This is a genomic window from Streptomyces sp. NPDC029138 (assembly GCF_055564375.1).
Genome location: NZ_JBVHWM010000022.1, coordinates 80,976 through 97,313, shown reverse-complemented (window position 1 = coordinate 97,313; position 16,338 = coordinate 80,976). Strand labels below are relative to the sequence as shown.

The window sequence follows — 16,338 nt, the reverse complement described above, 5'->3', positions numbered from 1 at the left end:
GCTCCCCCGCACCGGCCCTGCCTCAGTGCTGCTGCGGAACCGGCGCCGGCGTGGCGTGACGGTGGTGCGGTACGGGCGCCGGACGCGCCTGTTCCGGAGCGGGTGCCGAGTGCGCCCGTTGCGGCGCGGGAGTGGCGACGGACGGTACCGGGCTGGGGGCGGCCGGTCCAGGGGAGGCGGGCGCGGGTGCCGGGGTGGCGGGCACCGGGGAAGGCGTCGCCGTGGCGGGTGCCGGTGCGGGGCTCGCCGTGCGTACGGGGGAGGGGACGGGGGACGGGGTTCCCGTGCGGACAGGTGACGGCACCGGGGACGGGGCCGCGTGGTCGTTCGCCGGGGCCGGTGCCGGTGCGGCGGCACTCTTGGAGTGGGCCGTGGGGTGGGCGGCGCGGCTGTCGGCCGTGGTGTGGCCGTCGCCCTGGGCTGCCTGGGCGGTCAGGGTGCCGGCGACGGCCAGGGCCGCGCCTACGGCGGAGACTCCCAGGGCGGCGCGTAGCCGGTGGGTGCGGTTCGGGCGCGGGGCACGGTGTACGGACATGTGTTCCTTCGGTCGCTCGGGGTCGGACAACGGGAAGAAGTGGAGGCCTCCACCCCGACAGACGTCCGACCCCCGGCGAGGTTGCAGGTGTCGTCCCGCGAATTTTCCGCCACCCGTTTCCCCAGCTTCCCGTCACCCGTTTCCCGTCACCGTTTTTGCTGTCCGTCTCCCGTCACCCGCGAGCGACCGCCCCGGCCCGGTGTGTCTCAGCCCAGATGCTTCAGCAGTTCCTCGGCGACCGGGGCCGAGGAGGCCGGGTTCTGGCCGGTGATCAGGTTGCGGTCCACCACGACGTGCGGCGCCCACGGCTCGCCCGCCCGCACCTCGACACCCGCCTCGGTCAGCCGGTCCTGGAGCAGCCACCTGGCCTGGCCGGCGAGGCCGCCCTGGGTCTCCTCCTCGTTGGTGAAGGCCGCCGCGCGGTAGCCGGCGAAGGCGTTGCCGCCGTCGGCGCGGACCGCGGCGAGCAGGGCGGCCGGACCGTGGCAGACCACGGCCAGCGGCTTGCCCGAGTCCAGGGCCGCCACCAGCAGCCGGCCCGACTCGGCGTCCACGGCCAGGTCCTCCATGGGGCCGTGCCCGCCCGGGTAGAACACGGCGGCGAAGTCGGCGAGGTCCACCTCCGCGAGCTTCACCGGCGTCCGCAGTTCGGTCATCTCCTCCAGCGCGCGGGCGATCTCGTCGGCCTTCTCCTGGCCGCCGTTGACCTCGGCGGCCAGGCTCGCCCGGTCGACCGGCGGCACCACACCGCCCGGCGTGGCGACGACGACCTCGTGACCGGCGGCCTTGACGGCCCGGTAGGGGACCACGGCCTCCTCGGCCCAGAAGCCGGTCGGGTGCGCGGTGCCGTCGGCGAGCGTCCAGTGATCGGCGCCGGTCATCACGAACAGGATCTTCGACATGGGGTTCTCTCTCCAGAAGGCTTGCGTCCGCAGGCGGCTCGGGCCGCGGATGCGGCGGCTCGGGCCTGCGAGAGAGAACGTAGGCGAGACGACCCATAGGCATCCAATGAAGCACCGAATGGCTGACATCGGGTTTCCTATGGCGACCGGGGAATACGCGGCGGCCATACTCGGACCCGTGGAGACCGCTTCCCTCGCTTCCCTCGACCTGAACCTGCTGCGCACCTTCCTCGCGGTGTACCGCTCCGGTTCCTTCACCGGCGCCGCTCGGCTGCTCGGGCTGTCACAGCCGACGGTGACGACGCAGATGCGCGCGCTGGAACGGCAGACCGGCCGGGAGCTGTTCGAACGGCTGCCGCGCGGGGTCACGCCGACTCCGGTGGCCGACGAGCTGGCGGCCCGGATCGCCGCGCCCCTGGACGAGCTGGCCGCCGTCGCCGGCCCCACCCCGCCGGCCGGGACCCGGGCCGAGCCCGTCCATCTGGCCGGCCCGGCGGAACTCCTGTGCACCATGGCCCTGCCGGCCCTCGCGCCGCTGGTCGCCGAGGGCGTACGGCTGCGGGTGGCGACCGGGCTGACCGATCCGCTGCTGGACGAACTGCGCGCCGGCCGCCACGACCTGGTGATCGCCACCACCCGCCCACGCGGCCGCACCCTGCACGCCGTCCCGCTCACCGACGAGGAGTTCGTACTGGTCACGGCCCCGGCGTGGGCCGAGCGGCTGAGGCGACGCCGACCGGCACGGGGCATGAAGGGGGAGGGGGCCGCCGGGCGGGAGACCGAGGGGCGTGAGTCCGAGGGGCGGGGGGCCGACGCGCGGAAGACCGACGGTCGGGGCACCGAGGTCGAAGGGGACGTCGTACGGGAGACGGAGGGCGAGGTACACGGGCAGGGCCCCGCCATGCAGGGCACCGAGGACCAAGGGTCCGCCGGGCGGGACGCCGAGGGTCAGGGGTTCGTTGGGCGGGACGCCGAGGGTCAGGGGTTCGTCGGGTGGGACGCCGAGGGGCAGGGGTTCGTCGGGCGGGGCACCGAGGGGCAGGGGTTCGTCGGGCGGGGCACCGAGGGGCAGGGGTTCGTCGGGCGGGGCACCGAGGGGCAGGGGTTCGCCGGGCGGGACACCGAGGGGCAGGGGTTCGTCGGGCGGGGCACCGAGGGGCAGGGGTTCGCCGGGCGGGACACCGAGGCTCAAGGGTCCGTCGGGCGGGACGCCGACGGTCAGGGATACGCCGGGCGGGGCACCGAGGACCAAGGGTTCGCCGGGCGGGGCACCGAGGGCCAAGTGTCCGTTGCGCCGGACTTCTTGGACCCCGCCGTCCTGCACGATGTCCCGCTCATCACCTACGCCGAGGATCTGCCGATCGCCCGCCGCTACTGGCGGCACGTCTTCGGCCGGCGGCTGTCCCGTACCGCCGCCGTGACAGTCCCCGACCTGCGCGGGGTCCTCGCGGCCGTGGTCGCGGGCGCCGGGTTCAGCGTGCTGCCCCGCTATCTGTGCCAGGATCTCCTGGCGTCCGGCGCGCTCGTGGCGCTGCTGGAACCGGAGGACCCGCCGATCAACACCGGCTTCCTCGTCCAGCGCCCCGGCGCCTCCGACAACCCCGACGTGGCCCGCGTCCGCGCGCTCCTGCTGCGGGCGGCGCGGAGTTGGTAGCCGGGTGAGCGGAGTCGTTCAGGACGAGGTGGCTCCCGGGCCGGCCGTCCACTCCGGGGCCAGGACCGACCAGATCTCCTCGTCGTGCCGCTCGCCCCGGTACGGGTAACTCTCCCGCAGCACGGCCTCCTTGCGCATGCCGAGCCGGCGGGCGACCGCGATGCTCGGCGCGTTGCCGGCCGACACCCACCACTCGACGCGGTGGATGCCCCGCTCCCGGATCGCCCAGTCGATGAGCAGCCGTGCCGCCCGGGTCACCAGACCGCGGCCCACCGCTGCCGGTTCCAGCCAGCAGCCCGCCTCCGCCGTACCCTGCGGCACGTCCAGCCGGCGCAGGATCACCGCCCCCACCAGGGTGCCGTCGAGGCGGAGCGCCCGGATGAGCCCCGCGTCGGCCGCCTCCTTCCCGGCGTACGCCTCCAGGAACGCCCGGCTGGAGGCGAGATCCGTGACCACGTCCGGCAGACCGTTGAACCGCCCGATGAACTCCCGGCCCCGGTCCACATGGGCGAGGAACTCCTCGGCCTGCCAGGGCTGGAGAGGACACAGCTCGGCGCCGTCGGCACCGAGAGAGGTCGCGAACATGGTCACCTTCGGCTGAGAGGGTGGGACATCTGGTACGCCAGCCTACGGTCCGCGCCCTCCCCTACGGCGGTCAGGGTTTCGTCCAGCTCCATGAACCACTGCCAGGCCGGCCGTCCGTCGGCCTCGGCCAGCCGCGCCACCACCAGGTCCTCCAGCTCCGGGACGCGTTTGTTCTTCCAGACCTTGTCGGCCAGGCTCACCAGCAGGTCCTCCGCGCCGGTCCCGGGAGCCGTCCAGGACGCGTGGGTGCCGGCGAACCGGGCGAGGCCGGCCGGCACGCCGTGCGCCAGCAGCAACTCGCGCCCCGCCGCCTCGTGTTGCGCGCCGGGGCCGGACAGCTCGGCCGGGTGCAGGGCCTTGCCGATGTCGTGGGTGGCGGCACCGAACAGGACCGCTTCCGCGTCCAACTCCAGCTGCGGACAGTGCCGTCGCACCCATGCCACGAGCTGCGCCGCGACCTCGTGCACCGCCCTGAGGTGGGCCACCAGCCGGGGCGGCGCGTCGACTTGTTCCAGTAGCAGCGCGGCCCGTTCGGGCAGCGGACGCAGGGGCGGATCGTCGATCTCGTCCGTCGCGATCGACGGTGTGTCGCTGACTGTCACCGGGCCAGAGTAATCATCGACTGATGTCCACGATCCGTCCGTTGCTTCCGCTGACATCGTTGTCCCGCCTGCTCTGGATGGCGGCGCCGGGTCGCGGGGCCGACGATGGTCGTGTGGGGCGCGGTCGCCGCCGCAGCGCCGGTGCCGTCCTAGGCCGCCGGGGGACGGAGGCCGGCCCCGGCGGTCAGCGGCCGGAAGGGAGACACCGTCATGCTGGAAGTGAAGACGGTCGAGAAGCCGGACGAACGGCGCGACTTCCCGCGCGGCCACATCGAAGCACTCCACCTGACCGGGCTCGACTTCGCGGTGGGCACGTTCGAACCCGGGTGGCGCTGGTCGGAGTGCGTGGGGCCGATCGCGGGCACCGAGAGCTGCATGGTCCACCACAACGGGTACGTGGCGCAGGGCCGGCTGCGCCTCCGTATGGACGACGGCGGCGAGAGCGAGGTCGGTCCGGGCGACGTCTTCGTGTGCCCGCCCGGACACGACGCCTGGGTGGTCGGCGACGAGCAGGTCGTGGTGTACGACTTCGCCGGGACGATGGCGAACGAGTACGCGAAGGGTTAGCGAAGCGCCGCATCCGTACGCCCGTTTCCTTGCCCGCGGGGCCGCCCTGGTTCGGTCCGGCGGGGTTGGTCTACGCGTCGAAAACCCTTGCCCCCTCCTCCGCGAAGGCGATCGTGTCCGTGTGGCCGAACAGGCCCGGGAGGCCGCCGGAGTGGAGGAAGACCGTCCGCTCGCCCGGGCGGACGGTGCCGTCGCGGACCGCGGCGCGCAGACCGGCCAGGGCGCGGCCGGTGTAGATGGGGTCGAGGACCAGGCCCTCGGTGCGGGCGGCGAGGTGGAGGGCTTCGCGTACCGGCGCGGTGAGGGTCGGGTAGCCGGCGCCCACCTGGTCCCGGCGGATCCGCAGCGCGTCCGGCGTGACCTCCTCCGCCGTGAGCGGTGCGGCGAACCCCGCCACCGCCGGGGCCGGATCGGCCAGCGCGCCCACGTCGACGCCGAGTACCGACCCGCTGCCCAGGGCCGCGACCAGCCCGGCCATGGTGCCGCCCGAGCCGAGGGCCACCACGACCGTGCGCAGGCCCGGCAGTTCCTCGCGCAGCTCCGTGCCGCAGCGTACGTACCCCCTGGCTCCCAGCGTGCTGGAGCCGCCGAACGGGATCAGTGCCGGGCGGGCGCCGTCGGACCGCAGGCGCGCGCAGACCTCGGCCGCCGCCGAGTCCAGCCCGGCCTGGTCCACCTCGCCGGCCCAGGCGAGCCGGGCCCCGAACAGGCCGTCCAGGGCGAGGTTCCCGGAGCGGGAGGCGCCCGCGGTGCCGCGCAGGACGAGGACGACGTCCAGCCCCAGGCGGGCGCCCGCGGCGGCGGTCAGCCGGGCGTGGTTGCTCTGCGGGGCGCCGGTGGTCACGAGCGTGTCCGCGCCCTCGGCGAGGGCCGCGCCCACCGTCCACTCCAGCTTGCGGATCTTGTTCCCACCGCTGCCCAGGCCGGTCAGGTCGTCCCGTTTCACCCACAGGTCCTCCGGCCCGAGCCCGAGCGCGGCGGCCAGTCGGGGCGCCGGTTCCAGAGGGGTGGGGAAGGTGCCCAGCGGCACGGGCGGGTGGGTCATGGTGACGTCCTCGAGTCGGTGTCGGCGTGGGTACCAGTCGATCACGGCCGGGCGCCCGGCGTCATACCGGTGGTGAGGTCCATGATCAGCGTCCTGAGCTGTACGGCGGTGCGGAGCGGGCCGATCACGAGCGGCCGCGCGGGCAGGCCGGCCGATCACGGCCACTCGTCCCGCGTCACACCGGCAGCAGGCCCGCGATCAGCCCGCTGAGCTGGGCGGCCGTACGGCACTCGTGCATCTCCACCAGCTCCGCATACGCCGGCGCGGCCGAGTCGCCGGTGCCCCAGCGGTCGTGCGGCTCGGGGTTGAGCCAGTAGACGCGCCGGGCCCGCCGGGCCAGCTCGCGTACGGCGGGGAGGTTCGGGTCGCTCATGTTCGTACGGGCGTCACCGAGGACGAACACCGTGGTACGCGGCCCCACCGCACCGCCGTACCGCTCGGTGAACTCGCCCAGCGCCATGCCGTAGTCGCTGCTGCCGTGCCAGCCGGTGAGCGTGGCCTCGGCACGGATGCGGGCGCCGAGCCCGTCGGGGTCGGCGCGGCCGTGGTCGAGCAGGCCGGTGACCTCGTCGAGCCGGTTGACGAAAGCGAACACGCGCACCTTGCTGAACTGGTCGTGCAGGGCCTGCACGAGGAGCATGGTGAAGTCCGAGAAGCCGGACACCGAGCCGGACACATCGCAGAGCAGCACCAGTTCGGGCCGGACCGGGCGGCGCCGCCGCAGCACCGGCCGCATCGGCACGCCCCCCGTGGACAGCGAGGAGCGCAGGGTGCGGCGCAGGTCGATGGTGCCGCGCGCGGCCCGGCGGCGGCGCGCGGCGAGCCGGGTGGCCAGCTTGCGCGCCAACGGCTGGACCGCCCTGCGCAGTTCGGCCAGCTGGTCCCGGTTCGCGATCAGGAAGTCGACCCGGTCGGCGGTCGGCCGCACACCGCGCCGCGCGATCTCGTCCCGCCCCCGCCGCTCGGCCACCCGGCGTCGCGCCTCCGCGCCGACCAGCCGCCGGAACTCCTCGATGCGGCGCCGGATCTCGTCGTCCAGCAGCCGGTCCGCGAACCCGGCGCCGCTGTTGCCGGCGCGGCCCCGGACGTCGGCCCGGACCCGGGCCAGCAGGGTCTGCGGACGCAGCCGGTCCAGGGTCTGGTACGCCGACCAGCCGTCCGAGCCCGGAGAACTCCCGTATCCCCCCAGGCCGTCGACCGCCTCCGCCGCCAACTGGGCCATCAGCGCCCGGTCGTCGGCGGCCAGCGCATCGGCGAGCCGGTCACGCAGGGTCTCCCGGTCCCGGGGAGCGTCCTCGGGACCGCCGACTCCACGCGGGAAGTAGAGGTCGAAGACCGAGTCGAACAGGGCCCGTTGGCCCGGTCCGTGCAGCAGCGTCGCGGCCAGCCCCTCGCGCAGCAGCTCCCGGTCCGCTAGGCCCAGCACCTCCACCGCGCGGGCCGCGTCGACGGTCTCCCCGGTGCCGATCCGCACGCCGTGCGCGCGCAGCGCCGCGGCCAGGCCGGTGACCCGGTCGGCGACGGCGGTCACAGCGCGTCCAGGTCGAGCTTGGCCGCCGCCTTCTGGATGTCGTCCTGATGCTTGAGGATCACCCCGAGGGTGTCCCGTACGACGGTCTCGTCCAGCGTGCCGGCGCCCAGGGCGAGCAGGGTGCGGGCCCAGTCGATGGTCTCGGCGACGGACGGCACCTTGCGCAGGTCCATCGCGCGCAGCGCCCCGACCACCCGGACCACGGACTCGGTCAGCGCCGCGTCGAGGCCCGGCACCTTCAGCCGTACGATCCGCCGCTCCAGCTCCTCCTCGGGGAAGCCGATGTGCAGGAACAGGCAGCGGCGGCGCAGCGCCTCGGACAGCTCGCGGCCGGCGTTGGAGGTGAGGACGACGAACGGGCGGCGGGTCGCGGTGACCGTGCCCAGCTCCGGGACCGTGACCTGGAAGTCGCTGAGCACCTCCAGCAGCAGCCCCTCCATCTCGACGTCGGCCTTGTCGGTCTCGTCGATGAGCAGCACGGTCGGCTCGTCGCCGCGGATGGCGGTCAGCAGCGGGCGGGGGAGCAGGAACTCCTCGGTGAAGATGTCGGTACGGGCCTCGTCCCAGCTCTCGCCGCGGCCCGCGCTGATGCGCAGCAGCTGCTTGGCGTGGTTCCACTCGTACAGGGCCCGGGACTCGTCCACGCCCTCGTAGCACTGGAGCCGGACCAGCCGGGCATCGGCCACCTGGGCGACGGCCTTGGCCAGCTCGGTCTTGCCGACCCCGGCAGGGCCCTCCACCAGCAGCGGCTTGCCCAGCCGGGCGGCGAGGAACACGGTCGTGGCGACGGCGGGCGAGGCCAGATAGCCGGCCTCGGCGAGGCGGGCGGAGACGTCGTCGACGGACGTGAACAACGGGGCCTCCGGCGGGTCGGGGAGAGGGAAGGAGCGGAACAGAATCCGATCTCCTATCTAAGCGCTTGTTCAGCTCCCGCGCCATGGTATACACCGATCGGTGTCCATCGCGCGACGTCGCGGTAACCTCACGGTATGACCAGCACACAGAAGGCGTCCCCCCGCGACCGGCTGCTCGACGCCGCCGCGCGGCTCTCCTACCGCGAGGGTGTCTCCATCGGCATCGAGGCGCTGTGCCGGGAGGCGGGCGTCTCCAAGCGGTCGATGTACCAGCTCTTCGACAGCAAGGACGAGATGCTGGCCGCGAGCCTGGAGCAGCGGATGCCGGGATACCAGGCCCGGCTGACGCACCCCGATGCGTCGGCCGTGACCCCGCGCGAGAGCATCCTGTACGTCTTCGCACAGATGGAGCAGGGCTCCACGGACCCCGAGTACCACGGCTGCCCCTACCTCGCCGTGCTGGTCGAGGTGAAGGACCCCGAGCATCCGGCGAGCGTGGTCGCCCGCGAGGCCAAGGAGACCCTGCTGAGCGCCTTCCGCGCGGAGGCCGAGCGGGGCGGCGCGCGGGACCCCGAGCTGCTCGCGCGCCAGCTCCTGCTCGTCTTCGACGGCGCCAGCGCCCGCACCGGCGCCCGGGTGGAACGCCTGGACGACGGACTCGCCACAGCGACGGTGACGGCCCTGCTGGACGCGGCGGGAGTCCGCTGAGCCGCCACGGTCGCCCAGGACCATCGACGCCAGGCGCCGTGACACGGCGCTCGTCCGCACGAACAGCAGCCGGGTGAGCGGCTGATGACCGAACCGAGCCCCGACGCCGCGGACCGCGCACTGCGGCCCGGTTCCACGCGCTTCCGAGCGGCCGGCATCGCCGTCAGCCAGCGGCCGGACTCCGGCCGACCGGACTCCCGCGCCGCCGGCGGCACAGGGCGAGTCAGCCGTTCCGTAGGCTGGACCCATGAATGACGGACCCCGCTGGCTGTCGGAGACCGAGCTTCGGGCATGGCGTGGCCTGATGCGGATGAACGATCTGCTGGTCAACCGGACGGGCCGGTCCCTCCAGAGCGAGTTCGGACTGTCCGGCGCGGACTACACCGTGCTGGCGGAGCTGACCCGCGTGGCCGACGGGCGGCTGCGCATTCTGGAGCTGGCCAGAGTCCTGGGGTGGGAGAAGAGCCGGCTGTCGCACCAGTTGGGACGCATGGCGAAGCGGGGCCTGATCAGTCGGGAGGAATGCGCCGACGACAGACGCGGAACCTTCGTCACGGTCACCGATGAAGGCCGTGCGGCGGTCGCCGCCGCCGCCCCGCGTCATGTGGAGGACGTCCGGCAGCTCTTTATGGACCACCTCTCCCCAGGTCAGATCACCCTGCTGGCGGAGATCGCCGATCTCGTCATCGAGAAGATCAGCGCGGAGGACTGAGCTTTCCTGCCCCGGGGGACACGGGACGCGTCCTGCGGGAGCAAGCGGTCGGCGATCCTCGGCGACCCTCGCCCGCGTCCTGTCCCCCGTCCGGGCCACCCCAACGCGCTACCCCCCTCGTCCGCCCGGTCCAATGGACCCGTGACCGCGTCCCCGGACGACTGCCTCGCGCGCAACGAATGGATCTGCGGCGCCTATCTGAGCACCCGCCGACAGATCCTGCTCGACGCGGTCGTCCAGCACCTCCAGCTGACCTTCCTGTCGGTCCTGATCGGCCTGGTCGTCGCGTTGCCGCTCGCGGTGCTGGCCCGCCGCTGGGGCTGGGCGGCCGGGCCGGTGCTCGCCGTGACGACGATCCTCTACACCATCCCGTCGCTGGCCATGTTCTCCCTGCTCCTGCCCCTCTACGGCCTCTCGGCCACCCTGGTCGTCGCCGGACTGGTGCTGTACTCGCTCACCCTGCTCGTCCGGAACGTCCTCGCGGGCCTGCGCGCCGTCCCGGAGGAGACCCGGCAGGCCGCCCGGGGCCTCGGCTACGGCCCCATCCGGCTGCTCCTCACCGTGGAGCTGCCCCTCGCCCTGCCCGCCGCGATGGCCGGCCTGCGCATCGCCACCGTCTCGGCGGTCTCCCTGCTCACGGTCGGCGCGATCGTCGGCTTCGGCGGTCTCGGCAACCTCATCTACGCCGGCATGAACACCTACTTCAAGGCCCAGGTGCTCACCGCGTCCGTGCTGTGCGTGCTGATCGCCGTCGCCGCCGACCTGCTCCTGCTGGGCGTACAGCGGCTGATCACCCCCTGGACGCGGGCGGCCCGCTCGTGAGCACCCTCACCGCCGCCTGGGACTGGCTCACCGACCCCGCGCACTGGTCGGGCGACGACGGCATCCGGCACCGGCTGCTCCAGCACCTCCTGCTCACCGTCGTCTGCCTGCTCCTCAGCTGCCTGATCGCGCTGCCCGTCGCGCTCGTCCTCGGCCACCTCGGCAAGGGCGGCGCGCTCGCCGTGAACATCTCCAACGTCGGCCGGGCCGTGCCCACCTTCGCCGTCCTGGTCCTGCTCCTGCTGACCCCGGTCGGGAGGTGGGGCGACGGCCCCACGGTGGTCGCCCTGGTGCTGTTCGCCGTACCACCGCTGCTCACCAACGCCTACGTCGGCGTGCGCGAGGTCGACCGCAGCGTCGTCCAGGCCGCCCGGGGCATGGGGATGACCGGCCGACAGCTGCTGTTTCACGTGGAACTGCCCCTTTCGCTCCCCCTGCTGCTGAGCGGCGTGCGGATCGCCGCCGTCCAGCTCGTCGCCACCGCCACGATCGCCGCGCTCGCGGGCGGCGGTGGCCTCGGCCGGATCATCACGGCGGGCTTCAACCTCGCCAGCACACCCCAGGTGCTCGCGGGCGCGCTGCTCGTCGCGGTGTTCGCCCTGCTCGTCGAGGCCGTCTTCGAGATCGCCGAGCGACTGGCACCGGTATGGGTCAGGGGCGGCCGATGAGAGGCCGCACGACACGCGTCGCCGCCACCCTCCTCGGCGGCCGCGCGCCACGCCTCGGCCGTACGGCACGCGGCGTCGCCGCCCTCCTCGGCCGCCGTACCGCATGTGCCACGGCCACGCTCCTCGCGCTCGGCGCCTGTGCCACCGGACCGTCCCTGGAGGACCGCGGCCAGATCACCGCGCCGCCCGGGGACAGCCGGCACCTGACCATCGGCTCGGCCGGCTTCACCGAGAGCGATCTGCTCGCCCAGATGTACGCGCAGCTGCTCGACCAGGCCGGCTACAAGACGTCCCTCCTCACGGTCGCCAACCGGGAGCTGTACGAACCCGCCCTGGAGTCCGGCCAGATCGACGTCGTGCCCGAGTACGCGGCGACCTTGGCCGACTGGCTGAGCGCCAAGACCCACGGCGCGGACGCGCCCCCGGCCGGCTCGCCCGACCTCGGCGCCACGATGAAGGCCCTGCGCGCCCTCGCCGCACCCCGCGGTCTCACCGTCCTCCCGCCGGGCCGGGCCGTCGACCAGAACGCCTTCGCGGTGACCGCCGCCTACGCCCGCCGGCATCACCTCAGGACCCTCAGCGACCTCGGCGCCTCCGGGCTGAAGGTGCGGCTCGCGGCGGGCGACGAGTGCGTGCGACGGCCGTACTGCGCGCCCGGGCTGAAGAAGGTGTACGGCATCGACATCACCGGCATCGATCCCAAGGGTGTCGGCACCACCCAGGCCAAGCGGGCCGTGCAGGAAGGCAGGGACCAGATGGTGCTGACCACCACCACCGACGCCACCCTCGACTCCTTCGGTCTGGTCCTGCTCGCCGACGACAAGCGTCTCCAGAACGCCGACTACGTGGTCCCGGTCGTCAACCGCTCCCGCGCGGGCGGTGCGGGCGTGGCGAAGGCGCTCGACAGGCTCAGCGACGTCCTCACCACCGACGACCTGGCCGCCATGAACCGGCAGGTGGACAGCCGGCGGCGGCTGCCGGCCGACGTGGCCCGCGCCTATCTCAAGGACAAGGGCCTGCTGAAGTGACCTCGCTCAGGCGTCCGCCACCGAGTCGAACGGCACCTGACCCCGCGTGACCCCGCGCGCGTCGGCGTCCACCGAGCGGCGCAGCGCCTCGTGCAGCTTCGCCGGGGTGAGCACGCCGAGGAACCGGGCCCCGTCCAGCACGGCGACCCATCCGGCGTCGTGCTGGAGCATCACCCCGAACGCCTGCTTCAGCGGCGCGCCGACCGGCACCCAGGCGGTCATGCGGTGGGCGAGGTCCCCGACCGTGCCGCCCGCCGGCAGTTCCTCGATGCCGACCCAGCCGTGCAGGTCACCGCCCGAGTCCAGGACCACCGCCCAGCGGGCACCCTCGGACCGCAGCCGGTCCAGCGCCCGCGCTGCGGGCTCGTCCGCGCGGGCCACGGGCGGCTGCTCCAGGTCGTCCGGCTCGATCGCGGTGACCGACAGCCGCTTCAGCCCCCGGTCGGCGCCCACGAAGGAGGCGACGTACGGCGTCGCGGGCGACCCGAGCACCGCGCCCGGCGTGTCGAACTGCTCGATGCGGCCCTGCCCGTACACGGCGATGCGGTCGCCGAGCCGGACGGCCTCCTCGATGTCGTGCGTGACCAGCAGCACCGTCTTGCGCACCGCCGCCTGCATCCGCAGGAACTCGTCCTGCAACTGCTCGCGCACCACCGGGTCGACCGCGCCGAACGGCTCGTCCATCAGCAGCACCGGCGGATCCGCGGCCAGCGCCCGTGCCACGCCGACCCGCTGCCGCTGCCCGCCGGACAGCTGCTCCGGATAGCGCGGCCCGTACGTCTTCGGGTCGAGTCCCACCAGGTCCAGCAGCTCGGCCGCCCGGGCCCGCGCCTTCGCCCGCCTCCAGCCGAGCAGCGCGGGCACGGTCGCGGTGTTGTCCAGGACGGTGCGGTGCGGGAAGAGGCCCACCTGCTGGATGACGTACCCGATGCGGCGGCGCAGCCGGACCGGGTCGACGGTCGCGATGTCCTCGCCGCCGACGAGGATCCGGCCGGAGGTCGGCTCGATGAGCCGGTTCACCATCATCATGGTCGTCGTCTTGCCGCACCCGGACGGCCCGACGAGCGTGACGAGTTCCCCCTCGGCCACCTCGAAGGAGAGGTCGTCCACGGCCGTCGTACCGTCCGGATACCGCTTGGTGACCTGCTCGAACCGGATCATTCCCTCACGCTACGGCAGGACGCCGCACGCTTCATTCCGTCCTGCCCCGACCGGCGGACGCCCGGGATGCGCGGTCAGCCGAGCAGGATCACCTCCAGGGTGCGGGGGCCGTGCACGCCCTCCACCCGGTCCAGTTCGATGTCGCTGGTGGCCGACGGGCCCGAGATCCAGGTCAACGGGCGGGCCGGGTCGAGGCGTTCGAGGGCCTGGGGAACGGAGGAGACGACCTGGTCCGGGACGCGGACGACACAGATGTGGTGGTCCGGGACGAGCGAGATACGGCGCCGGCCCTGGTCCGGGGAGCCGTCGAGCACGATCGTGCCGGTCTCGGCGATCGCCACGGCACATCCCGTCACCACGCTGCCCACCCGGTCCAGGCGCTGAGCGGTGTCCGCCGTCCGGTCGTGGATCCGCACGGGATCGGCGGCGGACAGCCACTCCGGCGGCAGCCACGGCGGAACCAGCACCTCCTCGGAGCCGCGCTCGGCGAGCAGCCGCATGACGAGCAGCGGCAGCTCCTCCGCGTCGCAGCGGTGCACGATCGCCCGGTAGTCCACCAGGTTCTCCGCCAGCAGCTCCACCGTCTCCTCGATGGTCCGCTGCCCGTGCTCGCGCAGATAGTCCCGGGGCACGGCCTCCTCGTACGGCCCCTCGTCCGCGGGCACGTCCGCGAGCGCGCGCCGCACCCGGCCCAGAATCCGCTCCCTGCTGCTCACTTCGCACCGTCCTTCCCGCCGCGCGTGCGCTGCCACCAGTCCCGGAAGGGTTCCGGCGGTACGGCCGGCAGGTCCCGGGTGCCGCTCCACGCCCGGCCGGGGCCCGGCAGGGTACGCGGGTGCAGCCGGCGGGTCCGGGAGGCCAGCCGCTGGCCCGTGCGCAGGGCGCCGGGGTGCGTGAACGCCCAGCGCGCCGCCCGCATCGCCGCCCGCTCGGCCGCGTGCCCCTTCGCCGGCTGGAGCACCACCGTGTTGCCCTGCCGTACCGCCGGACCGCCCTCGACCACCCGCTCCCGCAGATGGACCAGCACCTCGGGGATGTCGATGGCGACCGGGCACACGTCGTAGCAGGCCCCGCACAGGCTCGACGCGTACGGCAGGGAGGCGTCGATCTCGCTGGCCGTGCCCCGGAGCTGGGGGCTGAGGATGGCGCCGATGGGGCCCGGGTAGACCGAGCCGTAGGCGTGCCCGCCCGCCCGCTCGTACACCGGGCACACGTTCAGACAGGCCGAGCAGCGGATGCAGCGCAGTGCCTGGCGGCCGACCTGGTCGGCGAGGGTGTCGGTGCGGCCGTTGTCGAGCAGGACCAGGTGGAAGGTGCTCGGGCCGTCGCCGTCCGTCGTCCCCGTCCACATGCTCGTGTACGGGTTCATGCGTTCGGCGGTGGAGGAGCGGGGGAGGGTCTGGAGGAAGACCTCCAGGTCGCGCCAGGTGGGCACGATCTTCTCGATGCCGACGACCGAGATCAGCGTCTCCGGCAGGGTCAGGCACATCCGGCCGTTGCCCTCGGACTCCACGACGACCAGCGTGCCGGTCTCGGCGACCATGAAGTTGGCGCCGGAGACGCCGACCTTGGCGCGCAGGAACTTCTCCCGCAGGTGCAGCCGGGCCGCCTCGGCGAGTTCGGCGGGCGTGTCCGTCAGGCCCTCCGGGGCCGGGCGGCCCCACTCACCCATCTCGGCGCGGAAGATGTCCCGGATCTCGCCGCGGTTGCGGTGGATGGCCGGGACCAGGATGTGCGAGGGGCGGTCCTTGCCCAACTGCACGATCAGCTCGGCGAGATCGGTCTCGTAGGCCCGGATGCCCTCGGCCTCCAGGGCTTCGTTGAGGCCGATCTCCTGCGTGGCCATCGACTTGACCTTCACGACCTCCGACTCGCCGGTCTCCTTGACCAGCCGGGCGACGATCCGGTTGGCCTCCTCGGCGTCCACCGCCCAGTGGACCGTACCGCCGGCCGCGGTGACCGACTCCTCCAACTGGACGAGATACCGGTCGAGATGGCGCAGGGTGTGGTCCTTGATCCGCTTACCCGCCTCGCGCAGCGCGGCCCAGTCGGACAACTCGGCCACCGCCTTGGCCCGTTTGGCCCGGATGGTGTGGGTGGCGTGCCGCAGATTGCCCCGCAGGGTGGGGTTGCGGACGGCGTCGTGCGCGGCCTTCGGGAAGGCCGGCATACCGACGAACGTTCCGGTCATAGCGCCGGTTCCTCCTCCGTGCTCGCCAGGATCTCCGCGATGTGCACCGGCCGCATGTCCGTGCGCAGCCGGCTCATCGTCCCGCCCAGGTGCATCAGACACGAGTTGTCGGCCGCGCACAGCACCTCCGCGCCGGTCGACTCCGCGTTGCGCACCTTGTCCGCGCCCATCGCCGCCGACACCTCCGCGTTCTTCAGCGCGAAGGTGCCGCCGAACCCGCAGCACTCCTCCGCGCCCGGCAGTTCGACCAGCTCCAGCCCCTTGACGGCCTGGAGCAGCCGGCGCGGCCGGTCGCCGAGCCCGAGCCCGCGCAGCCCGTGGCAGGTCGGGTGATAGGTCACCTTGTGCGGGTAGTACGCGCCGACGTCCGTCACCCCGAGCACGTCGACCAGGAACTCCGTCAGCTCGTACGTCTTCGGCACCACCGGCGCCAGCGTCCGCGCCAGCGCGTCCCCGCGCCCCTCGGCCCGGGCCCGCTCGCCCATGCGTGGATACAGCTCCCGCACCATCGCCCCGCACGACCCGGACGGGGTCACGATCGCCTCGTACCCCCCGAAGACATCGGAGAAATGCCGGGCCAGCGGTTCGGCCTCGTGCCGGTAGCCGGTGTTGTAGTGGGCCTGCCCGCAGCAGGTCTGCGCCATCGGGAAGTCGACGTCGACACCCAGCCTGGTCAGCAGCTTCACCACGGCTCGGCCGGTGTCCGGATACAGCGTGTCGTTGACACAGGTCAGGAACAGGGCGACACGCATCGCGGCTCCTCGGTGTCGGTC

17 protein-coding genes and 2 pseudogenes are annotated in these 16,338 nt (G+C 73.5%); 8 read left to right on the top strand and 11 right to left on the bottom strand.

Annotated features, from left to right (window positions below):
* Nucleotides 1-22 precede the first annotated feature (22 nt).
* Both ACZ4WH_RS19680 and ACZ4WH_RS19675 read right to left on the bottom strand, forming a co-directional pair.
* On the bottom strand, nt 23-535 hold the full coding sequence (locus ACZ4WH_RS19680) for a hypothetical protein (protein WP_468182029.1): 513 nt from the start codon (nt 533-535) through the stop codon (nt 23-25).
* A 206-nt stretch (nt 536-741) separates the two neighbouring features.
* Complete coding sequence (locus ACZ4WH_RS19675) at nt 742-1,437, bottom strand: type 1 glutamine amidotransferase domain-containing protein (protein ID WP_468182027.1); 696 nt, start codon at nt 1,435-1,437, stop codon at nt 742-744.
* Between the two features lie 139 nt (nt 1,438-1,576).
* Between ACZ4WH_RS19675 and ACZ4WH_RS19670 the strand changes: the two are divergent.
* Nucleotides 1,577-2,179 (top strand): annotated as a pseudogene (locus ACZ4WH_RS19670) (LysR family transcriptional regulator); the annotation flags it as partial.
* 567 nt (nt 2,180-2,746) lie between these two features.
* Nucleotides 2,747-3,091 (top strand): annotated as a pseudogene (locus tag ACZ4WH_RS19665) (LysR substrate-binding domain-containing protein); the annotation flags it as partial.
* A gap of 18 nt (nt 3,092-3,109) precedes the next feature.
* Here the strand turns inward: ACZ4WH_RS19665 and ACZ4WH_RS19660 are convergent.
* Nucleotides 3,110-3,676 carry a GNAT family N-acetyltransferase gene (locus ACZ4WH_RS19660; protein WP_468182025.1) on the bottom strand — a complete coding sequence of 189 codons (567 nt, stop codon included), beginning with the start codon at nt 3,674-3,676 and terminating at the stop codon, nt 3,110-3,112.
* Between the two features lie 2 nt (nt 3,677-3,678).
* On the bottom strand, nt 3,679-4,278 hold the full coding sequence (locus ACZ4WH_RS19655; protein WP_468182023.1) for an HD domain-containing protein: 600 nt from the start codon (nt 4,276-4,278) through the stop codon (nt 3,679-3,681).
* A 210-nt stretch (nt 4,279-4,488) separates the two neighbouring features.
* On the opposite strand from ACZ4WH_RS19655, the gene ACZ4WH_RS19650 reads away from it, so the two are divergent.
* Nucleotides 4,489-4,845, top strand: coding sequence for a cupin domain-containing protein (locus tag ACZ4WH_RS19650; RefSeq protein ID WP_468182021.1), 357 nt, complete (start codon nt 4,489-4,491; stop codon nt 4,843-4,845).
* A gap of 70 nt (nt 4,846-4,915) precedes the next feature.
* Here the strand turns inward: ACZ4WH_RS19650 and ACZ4WH_RS19645 are convergent, their stop codons facing one another.
* The 3 genes from ACZ4WH_RS19645 to ACZ4WH_RS19635 all read right to left on the bottom strand — a co-directional run bounded on the left by ACZ4WH_RS19645 (nt 4,916) and on the right by ACZ4WH_RS19635 (nt 8,275).
* Complete coding sequence (locus ACZ4WH_RS19645; RefSeq protein ID WP_468182019.1) at nt 4,916-5,890, bottom strand: D-cysteine desulfhydrase family protein; 975 nt, start codon at nt 5,888-5,890, stop codon at nt 4,916-4,918.
* Between the two features lie 175 nt (nt 5,891-6,065).
* A complete protein-coding gene (locus ACZ4WH_RS19640) occupies nt 6,066-7,421 on the bottom strand; it encodes a vWA domain-containing protein (protein WP_468182017.1) in 1,356 nt (451 codons plus the stop codon).
* Nucleotides 7,418-8,275, bottom strand: coding sequence for an AAA family ATPase (locus tag ACZ4WH_RS19635; RefSeq protein WP_468182015.1), 858 nt, complete (start codon nt 8,273-8,275; stop codon nt 7,418-7,420). The genes ACZ4WH_RS19640 and ACZ4WH_RS19635 overlap by 4 nt, the downstream gene beginning before the upstream one ends.
* Before the next feature lie 135 nt (nt 8,276-8,410).
* On the opposite strand from ACZ4WH_RS19635, the gene ACZ4WH_RS19630 reads away from it, so the two are divergent.
* From ACZ4WH_RS19630 to ACZ4WH_RS19610, 5 genes are all read left to right on the top strand, one after another.
* Nucleotides 8,411-8,983, top strand: a complete 573-nt coding sequence (locus tag ACZ4WH_RS19630; protein ID WP_468182013.1) for a TetR/AcrR family transcriptional regulator — start codon at nt 8,411-8,413, stop codon at nt 8,981-8,983.
* Nucleotides 8,984-9,293: 310 nt separating this feature from the next.
* Complete coding sequence (locus ACZ4WH_RS19625) at nt 9,294-9,695, top strand: MarR family winged helix-turn-helix transcriptional regulator (protein WP_468182072.1); 402 nt, start codon at nt 9,294-9,296, stop codon at nt 9,693-9,695.
* Nucleotides 9,696-9,836: 141 nt separating this feature from the next.
* Nucleotides 9,837-10,517 (top strand): ABC transporter permease, encoded by a 681-nt coding sequence (locus tag ACZ4WH_RS19620; protein WP_468182011.1) that lies wholly within the window; start codon nt 9,837-9,839, stop codon nt 10,515-10,517.
* Complete coding sequence (locus ACZ4WH_RS19615; protein WP_468182009.1) at nt 10,514-11,185, top strand: ABC transporter permease; 672 nt, start codon at nt 10,514-10,516, stop codon at nt 11,183-11,185. The genes ACZ4WH_RS19620 and ACZ4WH_RS19615 overlap by 4 nt, the downstream gene beginning before the upstream one ends.
* Complete coding sequence (locus ACZ4WH_RS19610; RefSeq protein ID WP_468182007.1) at nt 11,182-12,213, top strand: ABC transporter substrate-binding protein; 1,032 nt, start codon at nt 11,182-11,184, stop codon at nt 12,211-12,213. The genes ACZ4WH_RS19615 and ACZ4WH_RS19610 overlap by 4 nt, the downstream gene beginning before the upstream one ends.
* Before the next feature lie 6 nt (nt 12,214-12,219).
* On the opposite strand, the gene ACZ4WH_RS19605 is transcribed toward ACZ4WH_RS19610, so the two are convergent.
* The 4 genes from ACZ4WH_RS19605 to ACZ4WH_RS19590 form a co-directional block, all read right to left on the bottom strand.
* Entirely contained in the window at nt 12,220-13,374 is a 1,155-nt protein-coding gene (locus ACZ4WH_RS19605) for an ABC transporter ATP-binding protein (RefSeq protein WP_468182005.1), read from the bottom strand.
* Nucleotides 13,375-13,448: 74 nt separating this feature from the next.
* Entirely contained in the window at nt 13,449-14,090 is a 642-nt protein-coding gene (locus tag ACZ4WH_RS19600) for a LutC/YkgG family protein (protein WP_468182003.1), read from the bottom strand.
* Nucleotides 14,087-15,565 carry a LutB/LldF family L-lactate oxidation iron-sulfur protein gene (locus ACZ4WH_RS19595; protein WP_468182001.1) on the bottom strand — a complete coding sequence of 493 codons (1,479 nt, stop codon included), beginning with the start codon at nt 15,563-15,565 and terminating at the stop codon, nt 14,087-14,089. Before ACZ4WH_RS19595 ends, ACZ4WH_RS19600 begins: the two co-directional genes overlap by 4 nt.
* On the bottom strand, nt 15,562-16,317 hold the full coding sequence (locus ACZ4WH_RS19590; RefSeq protein ID WP_468181999.1) for a (Fe-S)-binding protein: 756 nt from the start codon (nt 16,315-16,317) through the stop codon (nt 15,562-15,564). Before ACZ4WH_RS19590 ends, ACZ4WH_RS19595 begins: the two co-directional genes overlap by 4 nt.
* Between the last annotated feature and the right edge of the window lie 21 nt (nt 16,318-16,338).

Coding starts and splice junctions, on each gene's coding strand:
- ACZ4WH_RS19625 (WP_468182072.1), top strand. CDS start 9,294: ATGAACGATCTGCTGGTCAACCGGACGGGCCGGTCCCTCCAGAGCGAG.
- ACZ4WH_RS19595 (WP_468182001.1), bottom strand. CDS start 15,565: ATGACCGGAACGTTCGTCGGTATGCCGGCCTTCCCGAAGGCCGCGCAC.
- ACZ4WH_RS19590 (WP_468181999.1), bottom strand. CDS start 16,317: ATGCGTGTCGCCCTGTTCCTGACCTGTGTCAACGACACGCTGTATCCG.
- ACZ4WH_RS19680 (WP_468182029.1), bottom strand. CDS start 535: ATGTCCGTACACCGTGCCCCGCGCCCGAACCGCACCCACCGGCTACGC.
- ACZ4WH_RS19650 (WP_468182021.1), top strand. CDS start 4,489: ATGCTGGAAGTGAAGACGGTCGAGAAGCCGGACGAACGGCGCGACTTC.
- ACZ4WH_RS19675 (WP_468182027.1), bottom strand. CDS start 1,437: ATGTCGAAGATCCTGTTCGTGATGACCGGCGCCGATCACTGGACGCTC.
- ACZ4WH_RS19645 (WP_468182019.1), bottom strand. CDS start 5,890: ATGACCCACCCGCCCGTGCCGCTGGGCACCTTCCCCACCCCTCTGGAA.
- ACZ4WH_RS19660 (WP_468182025.1), bottom strand. CDS start 3,676: ATGTTCGCGACCTCTCTCGGTGCCGACGGCGCCGAGCTGTGTCCTCTC.
- ACZ4WH_RS19605 (WP_468182005.1), bottom strand. CDS start 13,374: ATGATCCGGTTCGAGCAGGTCACCAAGCGGTATCCGGACGGTACGACG.
- ACZ4WH_RS19610 (WP_468182007.1), top strand. CDS start 11,182: ATGAGAGGCCGCACGACACGCGTCGCCGCCACCCTCCTCGGCGGCCGC.
- ACZ4WH_RS19630 (WP_468182013.1), top strand. CDS start 8,411: ATGACCAGCACACAGAAGGCGTCCCCCCGCGACCGGCTGCTCGACGCC.